The sequence below is a fragment of the Streptomyces sp. NBC_01775 genome (assembly GCF_035917675.1).
Taxonomy (GTDB): Bacteria; Actinomycetota; Actinomycetes; order Streptomycetales; family Streptomycetaceae; genus Streptomyces.
The window spans coordinates 6,306,958-6,330,073 of sequence record NZ_CP109104.1; the positions used below are offsets into that span (position 1 = coordinate 6,306,958).

At 72.3% G+C, this 23,116-nt stretch carries 17 protein-coding genes, 2 tRNA genes and 1 pseudogene; 15 read left to right on the forward strand and 5 right to left on the reverse strand.

Annotation, left to right across the window (positions count from 1 at the left end; genetic code table 11):
* Positions 1-48 precede the first annotated feature (48 nt).
* From nadD to OHB04_RS28035, 5 genes are all read left to right on the forward strand, one after another.
* Positions 49-681, forward strand: coding sequence for a nicotinate-nucleotide adenylyltransferase (nadD, locus tag OHB04_RS28015; protein ID WP_326690415.1), 633 nt, complete (start codon positions 49-51; stop codon positions 679-681).
* A complete protein-coding gene (locus OHB04_RS28020; RefSeq protein WP_326690416.1) occupies positions 678-2,486 on the forward strand; it encodes an LCP family protein in 1,809 nt (602 codons plus the stop codon). The genes nadD and OHB04_RS28020 overlap by 4 nt, the downstream gene beginning before the upstream one ends.
* A 247-nt stretch (positions 2,487-2,733) precedes the next feature.
* Entirely contained in the window at positions 2,734-3,174 is a 441-nt protein-coding gene (rsfS, locus tag OHB04_RS28025; protein WP_326690417.1) for a ribosome silencing factor, read from the forward strand.
* Positions 3,171-3,827, forward strand: coding sequence for a histidine phosphatase family protein (locus OHB04_RS28030; RefSeq protein WP_326692945.1), 657 nt, complete (start codon positions 3,171-3,173; stop codon positions 3,825-3,827). Before rsfS ends, OHB04_RS28030 begins: the two co-directional genes overlap by 4 nt.
* A gap of 179 nt (positions 3,828-4,006) precedes the next feature.
* Positions 4,007-4,079 (forward strand) — tRNA-Ala (locus OHB04_RS28035).
* 93 nt (positions 4,080-4,172) lie between these two features.
* Here the strand turns inward: OHB04_RS28035 and OHB04_RS28040 are convergent.
* Both OHB04_RS28040 and OHB04_RS28045 read right to left on the reverse strand, forming a co-directional pair.
* Positions 4,173-4,304: a hypothetical protein gene (locus tag OHB04_RS28040; RefSeq protein ID WP_326690418.1), complete on the reverse strand. Its 132-nt coding sequence runs from the start codon at positions 4,302-4,304 to the stop codon at positions 4,173-4,175.
* Positions 4,301-5,170: a helix-turn-helix transcriptional regulator gene (locus tag OHB04_RS28045; protein WP_405803585.1), complete on the reverse strand. Its 870-nt coding sequence runs from the start codon at positions 5,168-5,170 to the stop codon at positions 4,301-4,303. The genes OHB04_RS28040 and OHB04_RS28045 overlap by 4 nt, the downstream gene beginning before the upstream one ends.
* 468 nt (positions 5,171-5,638) lie before the next feature.
* On the opposite strand from OHB04_RS28045, the gene OHB04_RS28050 reads away from it, so the two are divergent.
* The 3 genes and pseudogenes from OHB04_RS28050 to OHB04_RS28055 all read left to right on the forward strand — a co-directional run bounded on the left by OHB04_RS28050 (position 5,639) and on the right by OHB04_RS28055 (position 7,688).
* The gene (locus tag OHB04_RS28050) at positions 5,639-7,057 is read left to right on the forward strand and encodes an MFS transporter (protein WP_326808556.1); all 1,419 of its coding nucleotides are present in this window, start codon (positions 5,639-5,641) and stop codon (positions 7,055-7,057) included.
* Between the two features lie 288 nt (positions 7,058-7,345).
* Positions 7,346-7,447: pseudogene (locus tag OHB04_RS41940) on the forward strand (zinc ribbon domain-containing protein); the annotation flags it as partial.
* Positions 7,448-7,454: 7 nt separating this feature from the next.
* Positions 7,455-7,688, forward strand: coding sequence for a hypothetical protein (locus tag OHB04_RS28055; protein WP_326690421.1), 234 nt, complete (start codon positions 7,455-7,457; stop codon positions 7,686-7,688).
* Between the two features lie 85 nt (positions 7,689-7,773).
* Here the strand turns inward: OHB04_RS28055 and OHB04_RS28060 are convergent, their stop codons facing one another.
* Positions 7,774-9,198, reverse strand: coding sequence for a glycosyltransferase 87 family protein (locus tag OHB04_RS28060; RefSeq protein ID WP_442814966.1), 1,425 nt, complete (start codon positions 9,196-9,198; stop codon positions 7,774-7,776).
* A 192-nt stretch (positions 9,199-9,390) separates the two neighbouring features.
* On the opposite strand from OHB04_RS28060, the gene OHB04_RS28065 reads away from it, so the two are divergent.
* The 6 genes from OHB04_RS28065 to OHB04_RS28090 all read left to right on the forward strand — a co-directional run bounded on the left by OHB04_RS28065 (position 9,391) and on the right by OHB04_RS28090 (position 19,851).
* Positions 9,391-9,463 (forward strand) — tRNA-Ala (locus OHB04_RS28065).
* Between the two features lie 490 nt (positions 9,464-9,953).
* Positions 9,954-12,827: a leucine--tRNA ligase gene (leuS, locus tag OHB04_RS28070; protein ID WP_326808558.1), complete on the forward strand. Its 2,874-nt coding sequence runs from the start codon at positions 9,954-9,956 to the stop codon at positions 12,825-12,827.
* Positions 12,828-13,093: 266 nt separating this feature from the next.
* Positions 13,094-13,912 (forward strand): hypothetical protein, encoded by an 819-nt coding sequence (locus OHB04_RS28075; protein WP_326808559.1) that lies wholly within the window; start codon positions 13,094-13,096, stop codon positions 13,910-13,912.
* 35 nt (positions 13,913-13,947) lie between these two features.
* A complete protein-coding gene (locus tag OHB04_RS28080) occupies positions 13,948-14,793 on the forward strand; it encodes a DegV family protein (protein ID WP_326808560.1) in 846 nt (281 codons plus the stop codon).
* Positions 14,794-16,186: 1,393 nt separating this feature from the next.
* The gene (locus tag OHB04_RS28085) at positions 16,187-16,996 is read left to right on the forward strand and encodes a helix-hairpin-helix domain-containing protein (RefSeq protein ID WP_442814967.1); all 810 of its coding nucleotides are present in this window, start codon (positions 16,187-16,189) and stop codon (positions 16,994-16,996) included.
* Complete coding sequence (locus tag OHB04_RS28090) at positions 16,993-19,851, forward strand: ComEC/Rec2 family competence protein (protein ID WP_326808562.1); 2,859 nt, start codon at positions 16,993-16,995, stop codon at positions 19,849-19,851. The genes OHB04_RS28085 and OHB04_RS28090 overlap by 4 nt, the downstream gene beginning before the upstream one ends.
* A gap of 79 nt (positions 19,852-19,930) precedes the next feature.
* Here the strand turns inward: OHB04_RS28090 and OHB04_RS28095 are convergent, their stop codons facing one another.
* Together OHB04_RS28095 and OHB04_RS28100 are read right to left on the reverse strand one after the other, a co-directional pair.
* Entirely contained in the window at positions 19,931-21,019 is a 1,089-nt protein-coding gene (locus tag OHB04_RS28095) for an IS110 family transposase (protein WP_326808563.1), read from the reverse strand.
* Positions 21,020-21,244: 225 nt separating this feature from the next.
* A complete protein-coding gene (locus OHB04_RS28100) occupies positions 21,245-21,490 on the reverse strand; it encodes a hypothetical protein (RefSeq protein WP_326690428.1) in 246 nt (81 codons plus the stop codon).
* Positions 21,491-21,622: 132 nt separating this feature from the next.
* Here OHB04_RS28100 and holA point away from each other — a divergent pair, with 132 nt between their 5' ends.
* Positions 21,623-22,612, forward strand: coding sequence for a DNA polymerase III subunit delta (gene holA, locus OHB04_RS28105; RefSeq protein ID WP_326690429.1), 990 nt, complete (start codon positions 21,623-21,625; stop codon positions 22,610-22,612).
* The last annotated feature ends 504 nt before the right edge of the window (positions 22,613-23,116 follow it).

Sequence of the window (23,116 nt, forward strand, 5' to 3'; positions counted from 1 at the left end):
CCGCCGCCGCGCCGTCTGGCATCCGGACTAAGGATAGGGTCGGCCCGCATGGGAGAGAACGGCCAGGGCGGGACGCCCGGCACTGGTAAGCGGCGGCTCGGCGTGATGGGTGGGACCTTCGACCCCATCCACCACGGTCACCTGGTGGCCGCGAGCGAGGTGGCGGCACGCTTCCACCTCGACGAGGTCGTGTTCGTGCCGGCCGGACAGCCGTGGCAGAAGAGCCACCAGAAGGTCTCGCCCGCCGAGGACCGCTATCTGATGACGGTCATCGCGACGGCGTCGAACCCGCAGTTCTCCGTCAGCAGGATCGACATCGACCGCGGCGGCAAGACGTACACGATAGACACCCTGCGCGAGCTGGCCGAGGGCAATCCCGACACGGACCTCTTCTTCATCACCGGCGCCGACGCGCTCTCGCAGATCCTCAGCTGGCGCAACACGGAAGAGCTGTTCTCGCTGGCCCACTTCATCGGCGTCACCCGCCCCGGCCACGCGCTGGCCGACCCCGGGCTCCCCCAGGGCGGAGTCTCCCTGGTGGAGGTCCCGGCGCTGGCCATCTCGTCCACGGACTGCCGCGCGCGGGTGGAACGTGACGATCCGGTCTGGTATCTGGTCCCTGACGGCGTCGTGCGCTACATCAGCAAGCGCGCCCTGTACAGGGAGGAGCCGCGAGCGTGAGCGACGGTTACGGATACGACCCGTACGGTCAGCAGCCGGAGATCACCGGCTACGACGAGTACGGCAGACCGGTCTACCGCCAGGACGCGCAGCAGCAGGGGGCGGGGCAGCAGGGCGAACAGGGGTACGCCGCCCAGGACCCGTACGGCACTCAGGACCCGTACGGCGCCCACGGCTCCTACGGCACGGGTACGTACGAGGCCTCCGGCACGCACTCCGGCGGGTACGAGACCTCCGGCACCTACGAGCCGTACGGGCAGGCGCAGGGTCCGGAGGCAACGCCCGGCCAGCAGGGCTACCACGACTACGACGCGTACGACCCCTACGGGCAGCAGGCGGGTGCGGCGGGACAGCGGCAGGCGCCGGCCGGGCAGCCGCAGACCGCGCAGCAGGAGTGGTTCCCCCAGCAGAGCCCCCCGCCGCAGCAGGAGCAGTACGAACAGCCGCAGGCCGGGTCGGTGCCCGGCGCACGCCGGGATCCGGACGCGGGCGCCACGGCTGACCCGTCGGCCGGGCGGCCGTCCGGCCGGCCCGATGGTGCGCAGGGCGGCCCGGAGACCGACTACCGCACCGAGCAGTTCGCCTTCGTGGAGGAGCCGACCGACGACTCCGAGGACGTCATCGACTGGCTGAAGTTCTCCGAGAGCCGCACCGAGCGCCGCGAGGAGGCCAAACGCAAGGGCCGCAACCGCGTCGTCGCGCTCATAGTCGTCCTCGTCCTCGTCGTGACGGGCGGCCTCGGCTACCTCTGGTACGCGGGCATGCTGCCGGGGCTGGACGGGGCCGAGGAGAAGGGCGGCGCTGCCGCGGGCCAGCAGCGCGACGTGATCGTCGTACACCTGCGCGAGGAAGGCGGCGCCAGCTCGACGGCGCTGCTCGTCGACAACGCGGGCGCGGGCCAGGGCAGCACGGTCCTGCTGCCGAACTCGCTGGCCGTCTCGGCCGAGGACGGGACCACCACCACGCTCGGCAAGTCCGTCGAGGACGAGGGCGCCTCGCCCACCCGCGACGCGCTGAACACCCTGCTCGGCTCCGACATCAAGGGCACCTGGCGGCTGGACACGCCGTATCTGGAGAACCTGGTGGAGCTGGTCGGCGGCATCGCGCTCGACACCGACACGGCGGTGCCCAGCGCCAAGAAGGGCGACAAGCCGCAGGTCGAGCGGGGCAGCGCCGTGGACCTGGACGGCCGCGCGGCCGTTGCCTACGCCACCTACCGGTCCCCGGGCGAGCCGCAGGCCAAGCAGCTCGCCCGCTTCGGACAGGTGATGCAGGCGGCGATCAAGAAGCTGTCCAGCAGCTCTGGTGCGGCGACCAAGACCGTCGAGTCTCTCGGCCAGATTCCCGACCCCTCGCTCTCCGAGTCCCAGCTCGGCGCCTCACTCGCCAAGCTGGCCAGCCGCGCCAAGGGTGGCGACTACCGCACGCGGCTGCTGCCCGTGCAGGCCAACGGCACGCTGAGCAGGCAGGCGGGCGGCCAGGTCGTCAAGAAGATCCTCGGCGGCACCGTCAAGAACTCCGACCCGCAGGCGGCGCTCCGCGTCAGCCTGAAGAACGCCAGCGGCAAGCCCGGCGTGGCCAACGCCGCCTCCGCCGCACTGGTCAACGGCGGCTACGCCGTCGTCAAGTCGGGCTCCGGTGCCACCCGCGCCAAGTCGGTGGTGGGCTACGCGAAGCCGGAGCACAAGGCCAAGGCCGAGGAGGTCGCCAAGACCCTGGACCTGCCGGGCACCGCCGTGCGCAAGACCGGCAGCGCCTCGACCGGGGACGTGGCCGTGCTGCTCGGCGCCGACTACAAGGGCTGAGGCAGGGGACCTTCCGGCCTTCGCGGCCTCCAGTGTGAGACGTCCCACATCACGCTGGAGGCCGCAGGGCCGCCCGAACGGAAGACGGAACGCGGTCGTGAGGCCGTGAGACCCTGGAACCTGACACGTACACAGCGTCCTGGACGTTCGTCTCGGCTTCGAGGGTTTGAGGCTTCGGGCTTCAGGCGTTTCCGGCGCTGTTGGTGTGTCTCGACAATTCGACCATTCCCGACCGAAAGCCTTGCCTGTGACCGCCACGGACCGTTCCCTTGAGCTGATCAACGTCGCCGCGCAGGCGGCGGCCGACAAGCTCGCGCACGACATCGTCGCTTATGACGTCAGCGACGTCCTCGCCATCACCGACGCCTTCCTCCTCGCCTCGGCTCCCAACGACCGGCAGGTCAAGGGCATCGTCGACGAGGTCGAGGAGAGCCTCAACAAGAAGCTGGGGGCCAAGCCCGCACGCCGCGAGGGCGAGCGCGACGGCCGCTGGGTGCTGCTGGACTACGTCGACGTCGTCGTCCACGTCCAGCACAGCGAGGAGCGCGTCTTCTATGCCCTGGAGCGGCTGTGGAAGGACTGCCCCGAGCTGGAGCTGCCGGAGGACGCCAAGGCGACCCGCGGCAAGGCCGCCGAGCACGCGGGCGAGGCCGAGCGCGCGGACGAGCTGGACGGAGAGCTGAACTGAACGGGCACTCGGGAGCGGTCAGGGACCGCAAAATCGTGCTGTGGCGGCACGGCCAGACCGCCTGGAACCTGGAGCGCCGTTTCCAGGGCACCACGGACATCCCGCTGACGGACGAGGGCATCGCCCAGGCCCGCCGCTCCGCGCGGCTGCTGGCCGGGCTGCGCCCCGACGCGATCATCGCCTCCGACCTGCGGCGCACGGCCGCCACCGCCACCGAACTGGCCGACCTCACCGGCCTGGAGATCACCCACGACGAGGCGCTGCGGGAGACCTACGCGGGCGCCTGGCAGGGGCTGACGCACGAGGAGATCCTCGCGCAGTTCGGCGAGCAGTACACCGCGTGGAAGCGGGGCGAGCCGGTGCGCAGGGGCGGCGGCGAGCTGGAGACCGAGGTCGCCGACCGCGCGGCACCCGTCGTGGAGCGCAGCGCGGACAAGCTGCCGGACGGCGGCACGCTCGTCGTCGTCAGCCACGGTGGCACCATCCGCACCACCATCGGACGGCTCATCGGCCTGGCGCCGGGCACCTGGGAGTCGCTGGGCGGGCTCTCCAACTGCTGCTGGTCCGTGCTGGGCGAGACCGTGCGCGGCTGGCGTCTGCTGGAGCACAACGCGGGCAGCCTGCCGGAGCCGGTGCTCGGCGACGACGACTGAGCTTTTGGCGGGCCCCTTGCGAGCATGGCGGAGCCCCCGGGGTGACGGAGCTCCGGGGCGGCTGAGCTTCCGGGATACGGAGCTCCGGGGCGGCTGAGCTCTCGGGGGGCGGATTTCTCATTCGGCCTGGCCACCGGTTAAGCTTCTTCTCGTTCGCGGCGCTCCGGTGCCGGGACCTCGGGGCTATAGCTCAGTTGGTAGAGCGCTTGCATGGCATGCAAGAGGTCAGGAGTTCGATTCTCCTTAGCTCCACGGAAATGAGAGGCGAGCTGTGCTCACGGAATGCGTGAGCTGGCTCGTCTCCTTTGTTTTTGCGCGGCTTACCCGGGGCACGTCTCGTCAGGATCAGGTCTCCTCGTCCGGGGCGGGCGGGATCTTCGTGGTGCGCAACACGGAGGGGTCCGTGTGCGCTGCCCGGCCCTCCAGGGTGGCCCTTATCCGGGAGAGCGGCTGAGCGTGCAGGGGGCAGCCGATCACCGGGTCCTCTTGGAGCTCAGCAGCGTGATCAGCTTTTCCGTCTCCGCGTCGTGCGGCGAATAGGCCACGACCCTCGTCTCCGGCGCGGTGCTGACCTGAAGCGAGGTCGAACTGAGCCGCAGCTCGCCCACCGAGGCGTGCTGCACCATCTTGATCCGCGCTCCCGGAGGCGCCACGTCGCCGCTGCGCCACAGCCCCGCGAACTCCCCGCTCGCCGCGCTCAGCTGGGCGATGAAGTCCTCCCAGGCCGGCTCGCCCACGTGCCGGCCGTAGGTGCCGCGCAAGGTGGCCACCAGCAGCGGCAGCTCCTCCTCGCGGTTGAGGATCGTGCAGTGGCACGGCCGCAGCGTCACGAACAGCTGCCACAGCACGTTCTGTTCGGGCAGCCCGAGGATGTCCAGGACCGGGAAGATGTGGCGGTAGGCCCTGTTGGCAGCCAGAATGTCGTACCTGCCGTTGTAGACCACGGCGGGCAGTGGGTCCATCGCCTCGATGATGGCGTGGATCTCCGGGTCGATCGCCTCGGCGATGCGCTCCCGCTCGGGCACGTAGGGCACCTCGGCGAGGTGGTAGAGATGCTCGCGCTCGGTCTGGTCGAGCTTGAGCGTCCGGGCCACCGCGTCCAGGACCTGCACGCTGGCGTTGATCGGCCGACCCTGCTCCAGCCATGTGTACCAGGTGACGCCCACGCCGGAGAGCTGCGCGACCTCCTCGCGGCGCAGGCCCGGCGTGCGGCGGCGAAGGCCCGCCGGCATCCCGACATCGTCGGGCGAGACCCGCGCCCGGCGGCTGCGCAGGAACGTGGACAGCGCGGGGCGGCGGCGCCGCGTCGCTGCTCCTGCTCGGCTCTCGGTGATGACTGTCACACCACCCATCGTCGCTGCGGGCGGCGCATGCTGCCAGGTGCTGTCAGTACCAGCATCGTCGGGCTCTCGTGAGCGACGGACGAATGCGGCCAGGCTCGGCGCATGACCTCTTCGACTTCTTCCTCTGAGCCCCACGTGTCCGCGGCCGGGCCCGACGCGCCTGCGGTCGGGCCCCATGCGTCTGCGGCCTCGCGTGCGGCGGCTGCCTCCGTCGCGTCCCTCGCGTCCGTTGCGTCCACACGGTCTCCTTCCCCCGGTTCCACTCCGGTGTCTCCCACCGGGGCCGCCGCCTCGGCGGCCCCGAAAGCCAGTAAAGACCACCTCGCTGACATCGGACCCGGCGCGGAGAGAGCGGGAGGGCCCGGGCGAAAGCGCGGCCCCGGAAGGCGGATCGGCCGGCCGGGGCGGAGACGGAGCAGCGAGGAGGGAGGGCGGCACGGGCCGCGGCCCGGCTGGCTGCTCGCCATCGTGCTGACGGGCCAGTTCATGTCGCTGCTGGACACCTTCATCGTCAACGTCGCGGCCCCGGACCTGCGGGCGGACCTTCACGCTTCCGGCTCCGGGCTCCAGTTGGTGGTCGCGGGATACACCATCGCGTACGCGGTGCTGTTGATCACCGGTGCCCGGCTCGGCGGGGTGATGGGTCACGCGCGGATCTTCCTCGGCGGCCTCGCCGTCTTCACCGCCGCCTCCCTCGCCTGTGGCCTGGCCACAGGCGCCGGCTCACTGATCGCCTTCCGCCTGGTGCAGGGGACGGGTGCGGCGATGATGCTGCCCCAGGTGCTCAGCCTGATCCAGCGCACCTTCACCGGTGCCTCCCGGGGCAGGGCCCTGGGCGTGTACGCCGCCGTGCTGGGAGTCGGCGCTGCCGCCGGCCAGATACTGGGCGGCGTGCTGGTCGAGGCGGACTTGTTCGGCTGGGGCTGGCGCCCCGTCTTCCTGATCAACGTCCCGGTCGGCCTCGTGCTGCTCGCCACAGGCCCGTGGCTGATGGGCGTGCGTGACGAGCGTGCGGCCCGGAGGGCGGAGCGCAGAGCGGATCGGCAGGCGGGCCGGCAATCGGACGCCCCCGACCTGACGGGCCTGGCGCTGCTGGCCGCCACGGTATTGCTGTTCACGGTCCCGGTCGTGCTGGGACGCGAGCAGGGCTGGCCGCTGTGGGGATGGATATCGCTCGGCCTGTGTGCCGTGTCCTTCACCGTATTCGCGTGCTATGAGGTGCTGTTGGCCCGGCGCGGCGGGCGCCCGCTGATATCTCCCCGGGTGCTGCGCGCCGCCGGAGTGCCGCTGGCGATCGTCCGGATCTGCTGCATGATGGCGGTCAACGCGGGAGTGCTGCTGGTGCTGATGCTGCACCTGCAAAGCGGGTTGGGCCACAGCGCGCTGCGTGCGGGGCTGTCGTTCGTGCCCACGGCGGTGGTCTTCGCCGTCACCGGAATGACCTGGCGGAAGCTGCCCGGGAGTTGGCATCCGAGGCTGTCGTTCGCCGGATTCCTCACGGCGGCCACCGCGTTCGTCTGGCTGGCGGCGCTGATGTCGGACGGGGGTGACGGCGGCGCCTGGTTCGCGGTCTGCATGGCCGTGATGGGGCTGGGCCTCTCGCTCTCGTACAACCCGGTGCTCGCCCGTACCCTGGCCGGCGTACGACAGAGCGAAGCCGCCGATGCCAGTGGCCTGTTGGTGACCACGGCCCAGCTCGGGATGGTGACGGGGGTGGCGCTGTTCGGCGCGCTCTTTCTGGAGCACGCCGAGGGCGCGGTGACCTCGGCGGCCACATCGGCCGACGCGTTCAAGATGACCTGCCTGGCTCTGGCGGCTTCGGCGTCGGTGGGTGCACTGGCCGGGCCGGTGGACGGGCTGGTGCGCAGGGTCCGGCGCCAGGCATAAGACAGGGCAGGACCTGCGCAAACACCATGATCCGGATGATATTGGCGGGTGCCGGGCAGCGGTGGGTAGGGCGGCGTTGTCCGGAGTGGGGGGATTGCGCGCGGATCGCTGACCGGGGCTTAGGCAAGGGCTTGGAACGTGGCAGAATCGTGACGGCTGGGAGGGGGAAAGCCAAGGGGAGGGACGAGTGCGATGTCGGCGGCGGACCTCAGCGTCGACCAGGAGGACGACCGGAGGCTCACGTGGCACGCACTCGGCCAGGAGCACTCGTCGGGTATGCCCGGCTCCCTGCAATGCCCATCCTGTGGTTCGCCGAACGTCGCCCAAGTGCTTGGCGACAATGGAGGAGTGTCCTACGTGTGCACGGCTTGCGGCCACATCTGGAGCTGAGTGAGCGATGGGCGCCCACAGCAGGAAGTGCGACTGGTGCGGCAGCGGCACCCCGATCGTGCGCGACATGGAGCCGGTCAACAGTGCGTACCAGTACTGGTGCGAGGACTGCGCGCGGGCGCTGATCATAAAGGGCGACCCGATCGAGACCTACCGTGAGCTGGACGGCGAGCCGATCTACGGGCGGCTGCTGGACGCCCACTGCACTCTGAAGCGCTTCTACTCCTTCGCCACGGCCTGACCGGCGCTCTTGGGTCTCGCTCGGGCAGACACCGTCAACGCTGTGAGCGCGGGCGGGCCTTGACCGCGTCGTCGGCCACCTCGCTTCATCCGGCGGCCGGTTCCGCCCCGACGACCGGGGTGCGGGGCTCGATTTTCTCGTGGGACTCGTTCGGCTCGTGGGACCCGTACGGGCCGTGGGGCTCGTGACGGTTGTGGGGCGTCGGCTTGCGCAGCGCGCGCAGGGCCACCACGGCGGTCAGTACCAAGAAGGCCACACCCGCCAGCGGGTAGACGGCGGACAGCAGCATCTCGCCGCCGTTCTGGTGGAGTTCGGGCGGCCGGTCCGAGGCGGGGTCCCGGGGCACGCACCACAGCGCGTACGAGCCGAACGCCAGCGTCGCCGCGAGGGCGCCCGCCAACCAGCCGCGGCTCGATCGGCGCTGCGCCTCGGCGCCGAGCAGCAACACCACCGGCACACACCACACCCAGTGGTGTGACCAGGAGATCGGGCTGATCAGCAGCGCGGTGACGGCGCAGGCGAGCACTGCCCAGGCGTGGGCGTGCGGCAGCCCGCGCCGCCCCGCCAGAGCGGCGGCCACGGCCGAGCCCAGCCCGAGCACGGCCGTCAAGAGCGCCAGCCCCACCCAGAGCCAGCCCGGGTCGCCGGTGTGCAGAAGACGCGCGGCGACGCCGCTGAGGGCCTGGTTGTCGGTGATCTCCGTACGTCCCACGCGCCCCGACTCGAAGACCGCCTCGCCCCAGAACCGCCACGAGTCGCGGGGCAGTACCAGTGCCGAGAAGAGCGCCGTTCCCAGGAAGGTCACCGTGGCCACGGCCGCCTGGCGCAGCCGCGGGTTCCAGAAGTCGGCCGCCCGCCCGGTACGGCGCAGCAGCCGCCAGCCCTGGACGGCCCCGCACAGGGCCAGGAAGACCGCGAACAGTGCGGGCGTGAGCTTGATCCCAGCGGCGATGCCGATCCCCACGCCCGCCCACCGGTGACCGGTGCGCCGCGAGAGGTCCCACAGCACCAGCGCCGCCAGCAGCAGATTGATCTGTCCGTAGCGCAGCGTCGTCCACACCGGCTCGCACCACACGGCGACGGACGCGATCAGCAGCGTCGCGGCGGGCCGGGGAGCGTGCAGCGGGCGCCCGAGCAGCCGCAGGGACAGGTGGATGAGTACGACGAGCAGGCCGAGGTTCAAGAAGGTCGCGAAACTGCGCATACCGGCCACGTCGAGCAGCGTCAGCGGGATGAAGAGCAGCGCGGCGAAGGGCGGGTAGGTCGTCGGCAGGTGGGCGTAGGTGGCGCGCATCGCGTAGAGGTCGTAGCCGTTGCGCACGGTCCAGCCCTCGGCGCGGTACACCATCAAGTCGATCATGGAGACGTCGGCGGTGCGCTGCGCCGCCCAGAAGGCTGCGAACGACACCAGGAACGGGGCCAGGGCCAGGGTGACCGGCCGCCGCAGCGCGTATGCCTTGACCGCCAGGGATCGTTTGCTGTCACCAGCGGCCTGCTGCAACGTGCTCACGGGTACGGCTCCAGGGTGCGAGGGGGCCCGTGGGGGGCGTGGGGGGAGGGCGTCGCGGCTCGACAGTACCGGCCCGCCCCGGGGCGGGGTGCGCGGGGCGGCGAGGGGCGGGAAAGGGATTTGGCAGAGGGCGGCACGGGGCGTGTAAGGTTGGCGAAGCCGCCGCGGGGTAGCCCCCGGCGGACCAGATGCGGGGCTATAGCTCAGTTGGTAGAGCGCTTGCATGGCATGCAAGAGGTCAGGAGTTCGATTCTCCTTAGCTCCACGGAAATGAGAGGCGAGCTGTGCTCACGGAATGCGTGAGCTGGCTCGTCTCCTTTGTTTTTGCGCGGTTCCGCCGCGCGTGGCGGGGGCTTCGCCGCCCGTTCCCCCCTGCGGTCGGTGGGGGTGTTGTGGGTGAGCTTCCTTCCGTTTCGGGTGCGCGGCTCTTTCGTCCGAGTCGGGTGGCGTCCCGGGCCAGGGCGGTCCTCGGAGCGAGGTGGCGTCCCGAGGCGGGATGGCGCTCCGACCTGGGGAGGCGGGGCTCTCCCGGCGGGCTCATCCGGCGGGGCTCTTCCGGGGCTCCAGGGAGGGCTCCTTGGGGTTGCGGTACTCTGGCCGCATGCGTGCCGTACGCCTTCTGCTTAGCGAGCCGCGCTGAATCACCGCCGGACCCCCTCACCGGGGCCGGACTCGGCGCGGCTCCCCCTCCTGTGCGAGGGGTTTTTTCGTTTTGGGAGCGCTGGGCAGAGACGACCGATGGAGCTTTGAGGACGATGAGCGAGATGACTTCCGCCGCTGAGACCGCGGCCCCTTATCGCTACACGGCGGCGCTGGCCGCCGACATCGAGGCACGCTGGCAGGACTTCTGGGAGAAGCACGGGACCTACGAGGCCCCGAACCCCGGCGACGGCGACCTGGCCGGAGCCTCGGCGGAGGTCGCCAAGCCCAAGAAGTTCATCATGGACATGTTCCCGTACCCCTCCGGTGCGGGCCTGCACGTCGGGCACCCGCTGGGCTACATCGCCACCGACGTCTACGCTCGCTACGAGCGCATGACCGGGCACAACGTCCTGCACACCCTGGGCTTCGACGCGTTCGGGCTGCCCGCCGAGCAGTACGCCGTACAGACCGGCACGCACCCGCGCACCTCCACCGAGGCCAATATCGGCCAGATGACGGCGCAGCTGCGCCGTCTGGGCCTGGGTCACGACCAGCGCAGGACGTTCGCGACGATCGATCCGAAGTACTACCGCTGGACGCAGTGGATCTTCCTGCAAATCTTCAACTCCTGGTACGACACCGAGGCGGACAAGGCCCGGCCGATCGAGGAGCTGGTCGAGCAGTTCGAGTCCGGTGCGCGGGAGACCCCCGGGAACTGGGGGCCGTGGAGCGGGCTGGGCGAGCGCGAGCGTGCCGACCTGCTGGGTGAGTACCGCCTGGCCTACGCCTCGGACGCGCCCGTCAACTGGAGCCCCGGGCTGGGCACCGTGCTGGCCAACGAGGAGGTCACCGCCGACGGCCGCTCCGAGCGCGGCAACTTCCCCGTCTTCAAGGCCAAGCTGCGCCAGTGGAACATGCGCATCACCGCCTACGCCGACCGCCTGCTGAACGACCTGGACGGTCTGGACTGGCCCGAGGCCATCAAGCTCCAGCAGCGCAACTGGATCGGGCGCAGCGAGGGCGCCAGGATCGCTTTCCCCGTGGGCGACGAGCGCATCGATGTCTTCACCACGCGCCAGGACACGCTGTTCGGCGCTACTTACATGGTGCTGGCGCCCGAACACCCGCTGGTGGAAAAGGTCGTACCGGATGCCTGGCCGGAAGGCACGCACGATGTGTGGACCGGAGGCTACGCAACCCCCGCTGAAGCCGTCACCGCCTACCGGGCGCAGGCCGAGGCCAAGTCCGATGTGGAGCGCCAGGCCGAGGCGAAGGACAAGACCGGCGTCTTCATCGGTGCCTACGCGGTCAACCCGGCCAGCGAGGAGCGGCTGCCGGTCTTCATCGCCGACTACGTGCTGATGGGCTACGGAACCGGGGCGATCATGGCCGTCCCCGCGCACGACCCCCGCGACTTCGCCTTCGCGCGCGCCTTCGAGCTGCCGATGCGCTGTGTCGTCGAGCCTTCCGACGGCCGTGGGCTGGACCCCGCCACCTGGGAGGACGCCTTCGGCTCGTACGACGCCAAGATCGTCAACTCCAGCGATCACGGCGTCTCCCTGGACGGCCTGGGCGTCACCGAGGCCAAGGAGCGGATGACGCGCTGGCTGGAGGAGCACGGCCTGGGCGAGGGCACTGTCAACTACCGGCTGCGCGACTGGCTGTTCAGCCGCCAGCGCTACTGGGGCGAGCCGTTCCCGATCGTCTACGACGAGGACGGCATCGCGCACGGGCTGCCCGAGTCGATGCTGCCCCTGGAGCTGCCGGAGGTCGAGGACTACTCTCCGCGCACCTTCGACCCGGAGGACGCCGACACCTCCCCGGAGACCCCGCTGTCCCGGAACGAGGAGTGGACGCACGTCACGCTGGACCTGGGCGACGGCAAGGGCCCGCGGCGCTTCCGCCGCGAGACCAACACCATGCCCAACTGGGCGGGCTCCTGCTGGTACGAGCTGCGCTACCTGGACCCGAACAACGACCAGCAGCTGGTCGACCCGGAGGTCGAGCGCTACTGGATGGGGCCGCGTCCCGGACAGCCCACCGGCGGCGTCGACCTGTACGTGGGCGGTTCCGAGCACGCCGTGCTGCACCTGCTGTACGCGCGTTTCTGGTCCAAGGTGCTGCACGACCTGGGTCACATCTCCTCGGTGGAGCCGTTCCACAAGCTGTACAACCAGGGCATGATCCAGGCCTTCGTCTACCGTGACGCGCGCGGTATCGCCGTGCCGGCCGCCGAGGTGGAAGAGCGCGACGGCGCCTACTACCACCAGGGTGAAAAGGTCAGCTGCGTACTGGGCAAGATGGGCAAGTCCCTGAAGAACGCGGTCACTCCGGACGAGATCTGCGCGGACTTCGGCGCCGACACGCTGCGGCTGTACGAGATGGCGATGGGCCCGCTGGACGTCTCGCGCCCGTGGGACACCCGGGCCGTCGTCGGCCAGTTCCGGCTGCTGCAACGGCTGTGGCGGAACGTCGTGGACGAGTCGAGCGGCGCGGTCACCGTCGTGGACGCCGAGCCGGACGAGGCGACGCTGCGCGCCCTGCACAAGGCCATCGACGGGGTCGGCCAGGACATGGCAGGGCTGCGCTTCAACACTGCCATCGCCAAGATCACGGAGCTGAACAACCACGTCACCAAGCTGTCCGAGGTCCCGCGCTCCGTGACCGAGACGATGGTGCGGCTGATCGCCCCGCTGGCCCCGCACATCGCCGAGGAGCTGTGGCGGAAGCTGGGCCACCAGGACACCGTCGTGCACGAGGACTTCCCGGTCGCCGACCCCGCGTACCTGGTGGACGAGACCGTGACCTGCGTCGTCCAGATCAAGGGCAAGGTCAAGGCCCGGCTGGAGGTCTCGCCGTCCGCCTCGGAGGCCGAGCTGGAGGCCATGGCGCTGGCGGAGCCCGTCATCGTGGCGGCGCTGGGCGGGGCCGGTATCCGCAAGGTGATCGTCCGGGCGCCGAAGCTGGTCAATATCGTTCCTGAGTGAGCGACGCTGCCCGGATACGACCAGTACCGCACGGGGGTGATCGAATCTCCGTTCATCCGGTGGGGCGTCCGGGGCGGTTCTCTTGGGGCACGTGACCGCATGGGGCTGTGGCCCCGTGCGGTCACGCGGCCGTTGTGGGCTCCGTCGTGGAGCTCCCCCTACGGGAATTTTGCGGGGACGCTCCGGGTCCCGGCGGAACCTGCCGTCCTCCTCGCCCGTTTACGCTGAACTGGAGACGGTGCGGCGATCGGACGGAGGAGCGACCCGTGGACGTGGGACTGGTCATCGGCCTGGTGCTCTTCCTGGTCTTCTTGACATTCGGAGTGATCGTCACGGTGCGCGCCACGCGAGCCGTGAAGCGCGGTGTCGAGCGGACGGGCGCCCAGGTCAGGCGCACGGTCGAGGAGACGACTCTCAAAGCGCGCGGAATGCAGCCCGGACCCGTCGGTGAAGTCGCGCGCGTCCGCATGGAGTTGCGCTCCTCCATCGACAGCACGCGCAGGGCCCTGGAGGCGGGTGCCCAGGACGATCCGGCGCTGAAGGAAGCCGTCACCTTGCTGGACCAGCTCCATGAGCACGCCAGACAGCTCGACGGAGAGCTGCGCCTGCTGATGGAGGGCGAGCCGGACCGCGCGCGCATCGCGGCCAGGCTGCCCGACGCGCGCGACCGGATGAAGCACATCAAGGAGTCCGCCGACTCCTTGCGCTTCGCCGCCCAGGACCGGGCACGTCAGTTCGACGCCGAAGGGCTGGACGACCTGCGCGGCAGGATCGACATCGAGACGGGAGCCCTGCGCCACTGGGATCCCACCCCCGGCCGGAAGCCGCGCGACCCCCTGGCGGACCCTGCCCTGGCTCCCGATCCGCCGTCGGACGCTACCCGAAAGCCGGACCAGCACGGCCGGCACTCCACGGCGGCCGGTGAGCACCGGTCCGACTCCCAGGAAGACCGCCGCTCCCAGGCCGGCCAGGCAGCGCTGGGGCCCGCGGGCCAGGGGCTGGACCCGTCCCTCACCGACCCGACGGCCGAGCGGAAGCACGCGGAGCCCGGCTTCGAGAAGCGTCGGCCGCGGAGCGCCTCCTGAACGGTTCCGTCCCCGCGCCCGATAACCTCCGTTCCATGCACGGCCCCGTCGCGATCCTCACCGATTCCACGGCCTACCTGCCTCCGGCCGCCCTGCGGCGGCACGGGATCGAGGCCGTTCCGCTGACCGTCGTACTCGGCGACCAGGCACTGGAGGAGGGCACGGAGATCTCCGCCCGCTCCCTGGAGGCCGCGCTGCGCGAGCGGCGCCCCGTCACCACCTCGCGACCCAGCCCCGAGATGTTCGCGCGGGCCTACCGGGCCGCCTCCGAGGCGGGGGCGGCCGGAATCGTGTCCCTGCATCTGTCGGCGGAGTTCTCCGGTACGTACGACGCCGCGCTGTTGGCCGCCAGGGAGGCGCCGGTGCCGGTGCGGGTGGTCGACACGGGGGTCGTCGCCATGGCCCTGGGCTTCTGCGCCCTGGCTGCGGCGGAGTGCGCCGGGGCGGGAGGAAGCCTGGACGAGGCCGTGGCCGCCGCTGAGAAGCGCGCGGAGCGCACCTCGGCGCTCTTCTACGTGGACACGCTGGACTATCTGCGCCGGGGCGGCAGGATCGGCGCGGCCCAGGCCCTGTTGGGATCGGCGCTCGCCTTCAAGCCCCTGCTCGAACTGGCGGACGGCCGCATCGGCATGCTGGAGAAGGTACGGACGGCGTCCAAAGCCATCGCCCGGCTCGAGGAGATCGTGGTCGAGCGGGCCGGTGACGCGCCCGTGGACATCGCCGTACACCACCTCGCCAGCCCCGAACGGGCCGAGCAGCTCGCCGACCGCCTTCGCGAGCGGGTGCCTGGCCTGCGAGAACTCCATGTGAGCGAGGTCGGGGCCGTGATCGGCGCCCACACCGGCCCCGGGCTGCTGGGAGTCGTGCTCTCACTCAGATGAGTGAGCGAGTTATCCACAACTCGCGGGTTTTCCACGGGAATTGAGCAAGATCACTGCGGTGGGCCATGGGTGCCTACCGTCGGTGGGCATGAGCGCACGAGCAGGAGCGAAGACAGGTACGGACCCGGACGCGAGCGGGGAGATGAGGCTGCCCGCCCTGGGCATGCCCGGGGGCCGGGATCCCGAGCGGGAACGGGATCGGCGCGGGGCTGAGGACCGGAGTCGAGCCGGCGCAGGGACCGGGGCACGGGCAGGAGCCGGTGAGCATAGGGGCGAGGCGGGGGCATGGGGCGGGGACGAAGAGGCCGTCGGCCCGGGGCGTGAAGGAGCCGCGGAGCGGGAGCAGGCGGATGCCGCCGGGTGGGGGCGTGCGGGCTCTGCCGGGTGGGAGGGGGAGGATCACGCAGCGCGGGGGCGCGTAGGGGGCGCCACGCGGGGGCGGGGGAACTATGCCGGGTGGCAGCCGGCGGGGGCGTTCGGGGCGGCTGAGGGAGCTGTCGGGGGAGCCTCGGGGTCGCTTACGGGATCACTCGGGGAGGGAGACGGCCGGCGAAGCTCGGTGGACGCGGACGGGGCGTGGGGGCCGGCCGCATCCGCGGGGGAGCCGGAGCTCACGCGATCCGGCCCCTCCGGTGACCCGGACGCCAGGACGGTGACGCGGCGCCCAGCCCGGCGCCGCCCGCCCAGGGGCCCGCGTGGGAATCCTGGGACGGGCCCGGGGAGGCCCGGCGGGTCCAGGCTGCGGCGCACCCGGAAGACCCCGGGCTCCCGCGTGGCGGCGACCCGCGCGGAAGCCCTCCTCGCGGAGCCGGAAGCCCCGGGCCCGCCCTCCTCTTCCACCTCCTTCGGTGTCGAGCCCAACGCTCCCGTGCGCGATGAGCCCCTCCCTGTCATGCCACATGACGAGGCCGTCGCGGCGGCTCGCGAGGCCGTGCTCCTCGGCAAGGAGCGCAGGCGCCGCCAACGGGCCACGCGCGCGGGCGTGGAGCCGGGACCGGTTCCGTCCGTGAGCGCGCCGGAGGAAGACCACCTGCCGGATCCCGGTGCCCCTGGCGGCGGCTCCCGGCGCGCCGTGGGGGAGTGGCCGGAGGGCACGGAGCGCTCGCGACCCCCGGGGCACGCGGAGACCGGACGTGGGGAGCCGTGGGCAGGAGATAGGACCGGCACCGGCACTGGGGCCGGGCGTGGCAGGCGCTGGCATGGCGGCCAGAGCGCGAGCTCGGCCGACGGGGCGCGACCGCGGCGGGGAGACAGCGGAGGCGTGTCGGCGACCGAGGACTCAGGGCTCGAGCACGGGGTCCGGGCTGGGCGTGTGGAGGCGTGGCGGGAGGGCGAGGGCGGTGCCGCTCGCCGTGGGGAGCCGTGGCAGGGGGAGGGGGGAGACGCTGGGCGCGTGGGGGACGGCTTCTTCGCGGAGCAGCGGTCCGAGGAGCGGCTCTCGCTCCGGGAGCGGGCCGGGCTCGCCCTGGGGGAGCGGCTGCCGGTGTGGCTGCGCTCGCGATGCGGGGTCGAGCCGAAGACGCTGGTGGCGCTGTCGCTGGTGCTGCTGGTCGCCGTCGGGTTCGCGGTCCACCACTTCTGGACGGGGCGGCCCCAGCCCGTGGCCGCTCCGGCCGAGCAGCGGCCCCGGGGCGCCGGCGGCCCGTCCCCCGGCTTCCCCTCCTCGGCCACGTCGCCCGTGGCGGGGGCCCCGCCCGGAGCGGGTGGGGCGGCATCCTCCGGCAAGCGGCTGGTGGTCGACGTCTCGGGGAAGGTCCGAAAGCCCGGGGTGCGCCGGCTGCCCTCCGGATCGCGGGTCGCTGACGCGCTGGAGGCGGCGGGAGGGCTGCGTCCCGGCGCTGACACGAGCGGTCTCAACCGCGCCCGGCTGCTCGTCGACGGCGAGCAGATCGTGGTGGGGACACCCGGCAAAGGGAAGGGAGGACCACAGCCAGGAGCACCGGGGCCGGGGCCGGGCTCGGGATCGACCGCCGCGGCTGCCTCCGGGGGCTCGGCGGCAGGACCGAGCGGCGCCCCGATCAGCCTCAGCTCGGCGACCCCTGAGCAACTGGAGACTCTGCCGGGCGTGGGCCCGGTGCTGGCGCAGCACATCGTGGATTACCGCACGGAGCACGGCGGGTTCAGCTCCATCGACCAGTTGCAGCAGGTCAACGGGATCGGGGACAAGCGGTTCGCGGACATCAAGCCGCAGGTGACCCCATGAGTCCTGTGGCGGGGGAGGCCGCGCGGACGAGGCCTGCTCCTCCTTCGGCCTCCCCGGGTGCCCGGCCCGCGCTGGGGGACGCCCAGCCCCGGCAGGAGGCGCCGCCGGACCTGCGGCTGATTCCGCCCGCCTTGGCGGCATGGGCAGCGGCGGCGGTCGCGCTGAGGGTCTCCGGTCCGGTGGCGGCCATCGGTATCGCCGTGTGCGGCCTCGCCGGGCTCGCCCTGTTCGCCGCGGGCATCGGAGGCAGACACAGGCGCCGGTCCCGCCCGGCTGCGGGGGAGAGCAGGGCTCCTCGGGCCCCGACGGGAGCCGGGGTGCACCGGGCCGGGCTGATCGGTGTCGCGGTCGCCTTGCTGTGCGCTGCGGCGGCGGGTACGAGCGCCGCTTTGCACGCGGCGGATGTGCGCCGGGGCCCGTTGCCGGACCTCGCGAAGAGCTACGCACACACGCAGGCCGAGATCACCGTCACCGGGGACCCGCGGGCGACGCGTTCGCAGGTGCGGGGAGCGCGGGCCTCGGCGGGGGTGATCGTGATCCCAGCGGAGGTGGTGCGGCTTCCCGCCCCCGGTGGCGGAAGCGCCAGAGGTGCCGACGGCGCCGAGGAGGGCACCTGGGCCCGGCTGCGGACGCCGGTGCTGCTCATGGTCGTCCTGGACAACGGCGAATCCGGGACCGGCGATGAGAGCCGGGCTGCCGTACGGAAGCGGGCGGAGTGGCTACGGCTGTTGCCCTCCACCGGGCTGCGGGTGAACGCGCGCCTGGCGCCTCCGGCGGACGACCGGCCTGGCGGCAGGGGCATCGCGGCCGTGCTGCGGGTCAGTGCCCGAGCACCGCACGTGGTGCGGGGGCCGACGACGACGCAGCGCGTGGCGGGCGAGCTGCGTGCGGGCCTGCGGGCCGCCTGCGAAGGGCTGGGCGCGGATGCCAGGGGTCTGTTGCCGGGGCTGGTGGTCGGGGACACCTCGCGGCTGCGGCCGGAGCTGGAAGACGCCTTCCGGGCGACGGACATGACCCACCTGACAGCTGTCAGCGGGGCAAACCTTTCCATTCTCCTGGTGCTGCTCATCGGTCCGCCCGGGCTGGCGCACAGGGCGGAGCGCGGAGGACTGGCGCCGAGGCTGGGACTGTCACTGCGCGGCACGGCCGTGGTGGGGGCGCTGTTGACGCTGGCCTTCGTGGTGGTGTGCCGTCCGGAGCCGAGTGTGCTGCGGGCCGCCGCGTGCGGGCTGATCACCATCGCGGCGATCGGCACGGGACGGCGCCGGTCGCTGCTGCCCGCGCTGGCGGCGGCTGTGCTGCTGCTCGTGTTCTACGACCCGTGGCTGGCGCGGGATTTCGGGTTCCTCCTCTCCGTGCTTGCGACGGCTTCGCTGCTGCTGGTGGCTCCGCGCTGGTGCGAGGCGCTGCGGCGGCGGGGCTGGCCGCCGCGTATCGCGGAGGCCCTGGCGGCAGCGGCGGCGGCCCAGGCGGCGTGTGCTCCGGTGGTCGCGGTGCTGGCGGCGCATGTGAGCCTGGTGGCGGTGCCGTGCAATCTGCTGGCGGAGTTCGCGGTAGCGCCCGCAACGGTGCTGGGGTTCACCGCGCTGGCGGGGGCGCCCCTGGCGATGCCGGCGGCGAAGGGGCTGGCCTGGCTGGCGAGTTGGCCGGTGGAGGCGATCGCGGGCATCGCGCGCACCGGTGCGGAGCTGCCGGGGGCAGAGATCGGCTGGCCCGGATCGTGGGCCGGAGCGCTGGGGCTGGCGGCTGTGCTGGGCGGACTGCTGATGGTGGCGGCGCGGCTTCGGCTGCCGCACCGGCCGTGGCTGTGTGCCGGGTGCGCGCTGGTGTTGCTGGTGGCGGTGACCCGGCCCGCGCCGCTGGTGCGGCCGTTCACGGGCTGGCCGCCGACGGGCTGGCGGATGGTGGCCTGCGATGTGGGGCAGGGCGACGCGCTGGCGTTGGCGGTGGACGGGGAGCGTGGCGGCTCGGGCGGGGCCGTGGTCGTGGACGCGGGGCCCGATCCGGAAGCCGTGGACCGGTGCCTGCGGGATCTGGGGGTGACCAGCGTCCCCTTGGTGGTGCTGACACATTTCCACGCCGACCATGTGGCCGGGCTTCCGGGGCTGTTGCGGGGCCGGAGTGTCGGGGCGATCCAGACGACGGGTCGGGCCGAGCCCGCCGGGCAGGCCGGGTTCGTGCGCAGGGCGGCGCGGCAGGCGGGGGTGCCGGTGGTGCCGTCGGCCGTGGGAGAGCGGCGGCGGGCGGGCGACCTGTCGTGGGAGGTGCTGTGGCCCCCGGCGGACGCGGGGACGGGGGCGGACACCGGCGGCCCTCCCGGTGGCGGAACCGGTGGGGAGGGGGAAGGGGCCAACGACGCCAGTGTCACGCTGCTCGTGCGCACCCGTGGTCTCACGCTCTTTCTGCCCGGAGACCTCGAACCGGCGGCACAGCAGGGACTGTTGGCGCTTCATCCCGACCTGCCGCGGGCCGACGTGCTCAAGGTCGCCCACCACGGCTCGCGGTTCCAGGACCCCGCGCTGCTCGGGCGGCTGCGGCCACGCGTGGCCCTCGTGTCCGCGGGACGCGACAACCCGTACGGCCATCCGGCTCCCGAGACGCTGCGGAGCCTCTCCGAGGCGGGCGCGCTCGTGGCGCGTACCGACCAGCACGGGGCGCTGGCGCTGACGAGGCGCCCGGACGGGACGCCGGCTGTGGCAGCCCAGCGGGGCACCCTCGGGAGGACGGCGAGCGTGGAGAGCGAGCCGCGCGCACGGCCGCCACCGCACGGGGCACCGTCGCCCGTCGCCCGTCGCCCGTCGCCCGTCGCCCGTCGCCCGTCGCCCGTCGCCCGTCGCCGGGTGACCGGTGACTAGTGACCGGGCGCTGGTGACCGGTGAAGAGCAAGGGCCCGTGAGAAGTGTGGCGGGGGCGGGGTGGATGCTCTTATGGATGTCAAGCGGCTGTGGTGAGGTCGCTGGGGTCGGTGAGGTGTGGGTGGCTTGTGGTGATCACGCGGTAGATTTCCCGGGCTACGTACCGCTTGAGACAGCGGATGATCTTTTTCTTCGACAGGCCCTCGGCGGTGCGGCGTTCCCTGTAGCTGCGTGTGCGGGCGTCCCAGCGCAGGCGGCACAGGACGATGCGGTAGAGCGCGGAGTTGGCGGCCCGGTCACCGCCCCGGTTGAGTCGGTGGCGGTGGGTGCGCCCGGAGGAGGCGGGGATCGGGGTGGCGCCGCAGAGCATCGCAAGGGCCGCCTCGGACCGCAGCCGGTCAGGGTTCTCGCCCGCGCTGATCAGGAGCTGACCGGCCGCCTCGGGGCCGACGCCGTGGAGTGCGAGCAGTGCGGGTGCGACCTCGGCGACGAGGGGCCCGATGAGGGCGTCAAGGTCGGCGATCTCCTCGGCCAGCCGCTGGTGGCGGCGGGCAAGGGTGCGCAGCGCGAGCCGGACGGCCATCGCCGGATCCCCGGCGCGGGTGGTATCCGGCCGCCCGGCCGCGCAGGTGGCGACGAGCTGCTTGTCGCTCAGGTCCCGCAGGACGGCGCGCAGCTCCTCCGGAGCGGTGATGATCAGTGTCTTCGTCTGCCGCTGCACGTCAGCGCGCTGGTTGACCGCGCTGCGGCGGGCGACACGCAGCGAGCGCAGTGCCTCGACCCGGCCGTCACGCTGTTTCGGGGTGCTGGTGCGGCGTTGGGCCAGGGCCGCGCGGGCGGCAGCCTCGGCATCGACGGGGTCGGACTTTCCCTGCCATCGGCGGGTCTTGCGGTCCGGGCGGTCGATCTCGACCACCGGCACGTCCTGCTCGCGCAGATGGACGGCGAGTCCGGCGCCGTATGCGCCGGTCCCCTCCACCCCGACCAGCGCCACGGTGCCGAAGGAAAGCAGCCAGGCCAGCAGGCGGCGGTAGCCGGCCCTGCTCGCTTCGAACTGCTCCGTTCCCAGCAGCCGGCCGGCGGAGTCGACCACCGCGGCGGTGTGGGTGTCCTTGTGCGTGTCGACGCCTCCGGTGACCTCGCGCGTCGGCTGTGCGATGGTGGTCATCGCCGTCCTCTCACTTCGACCTGTCAGGGCGGCAGCCACCGGCCGGACGGGCGGACAAGACAGTGATGGGGCCTCTGGCCAGGCTCTTATGAAGTCACGCAAGCCCAGTCCGGTGGGTGCACACGAGCGTCTCCCGGCCGGGAGCGACAGATCCAGTTGAGGACCCAAGGTCAGTCAGTCGCTGGGTCAACTCCCGGCGGGAGACGCTCATGAACATCCTCACTGTCAGTCGCGCTCCAGCCAGCCTTCATGGGCGGAGGCGAGGGAGTCGAGCAGGGCGCGGTCGTAGGCGGCGTGCGGGTCTTCGAGGACCACCAGCCACTGGGCGTCCTCGGCGTCGTCCTCGCCCGCGAGGGCGTCGCGGACGAGCTGGGGCTCTTCTGCCAGGCCGAGCCGGAGCTCCAGCTCCTCGGCGACCTCCTCGGCCGCATCCCTGTCGGGCAGCACCAGCACGTGTCGTACGTCGCTCACCACGGCATTCTCTCAGCCGGGTGAGCCGGACCGAGCCCTGGCCCGAGCCGGGTGGGGAGGCCGGGCCAGGGGCTCGGGAGGGAGCGGTTCTCGGGCCGGGGGTGTCAGTGGGACGTGGGATGCTGGGAGGCGATGGCTGGGACGCGTAAGAAGACCACGGACGATCCGCTCACCCCTTTGACCCTGGCGGTGGGGCAGGAGGAGCTGCTCATCGAGCGCGCCGTGCGGGCCGTGATCGACGCGGCGCGCGCGGCCGACGCCGACACGGACGTCAGGGACCTGGCGTCGGGCGACCTTCAGCCGGGCACCCTCGCGGAGTTGACGAGTCCCTCGCTCTTCGCCGAGCGGAAGGTCGTCGTCGTCCGCGCGGCGCAGGACCTTGGTGCCGACACGGTCAAGGACGTCAAGGCGTATCTGACCGCACCGGCCGAGGAGATCACCCTCGTGCTGGTGCACGCGGGCGGAGCCAAGGGCAAGGCCCTGCTGGACGCGGCCCGTAAGGCGGGCGCGCGCGAGGTGGAGTGCCCGAAGATGACGAAGCCGGCCGACCGGCTGGCGTTCGTGCGGGGAGAGTTCCGGGGGCTCGGCCGTTCCGCGACTGCCGAGGCGTGCCAGGCGCTCGTGGACGCCATCGGCAGCGACCTGCGCGAGCTGGCGTCGGCGTGCAGACAGCTCACCGCCGATGTCGAGGGCACGATCGACGAGGCCGTGGTCGGGCGCTATTACACGGGCCGGGCGGAGGCGTCGAGCTTCACCGTCGCCGACCGGGCGGTCGAGGGAAGGGCGGCGGAGGCGCTGGAGACGCTGCGCTGGGCGGTCGCGACGGGGGTGGCCCCTGTGCTGATCACCAGCGCGCTGGCCCAGGGCGTCCGTGCCATCGGCAAGCTCGCCGGTGCCCCCCGTGGGGCGCGTCCCGGGGATCTGGCCCGGGAGCTGGGGATGCCGCCGTGGAAGATCGACCGCGTGCGTCAGCAGATGCGGGGCTGGACGCCCGACGGGGTCTCGGCCGCGCTGCGCGCGGTCGCCGAGGCCGATGCGGCGGTGAAGGGCGGCGGCAGCGATCCCGAGTACGCGCTGGAGAAGGCGGTCGTCACCATCGCCGGTGCCGCCCGCTCCCGCTGATCGCCGGTCCCTTCGGCCCGCCGCTGCACGGCGCCCTGGCGCCGACGGGGCGCCCCTCCGAGACCGGACCCCAGCCCCCTTCGAGACCAGCTCCCGGAGACCGGACCCCAGCCCCCTTCGAGTCCGGGCCTCCCGAGACCGGACCAACCTCAGCCCTCCCGTCCCCTCCCGTCCACTCCCGTCCCCTCCCGTCCCCTCCCTCTCCCGTCCGCCTCCCGTCCCCCTCCTCCGAGCCCAGCCCCCCAGACCAGGCTCCCGAGGCAGGCCACACCCCACACTCCGCCCCGCGCCCCGCCACCCAGCCACATCCCACCCAGCCACATCCCACCCAGCCACATCCCACCCAGCCACATCCCACCCAGCCACATCCCACCCAGCCACATCCCACCCAGCCACATCCCACCCAGCCACATCCCACCCAGCCACATCCCACCCAGCCACATCCCACCCAGCCACACCCCACCCAGCCACACCCCACCCAGCCCACCAGCGGCCCCACATGAG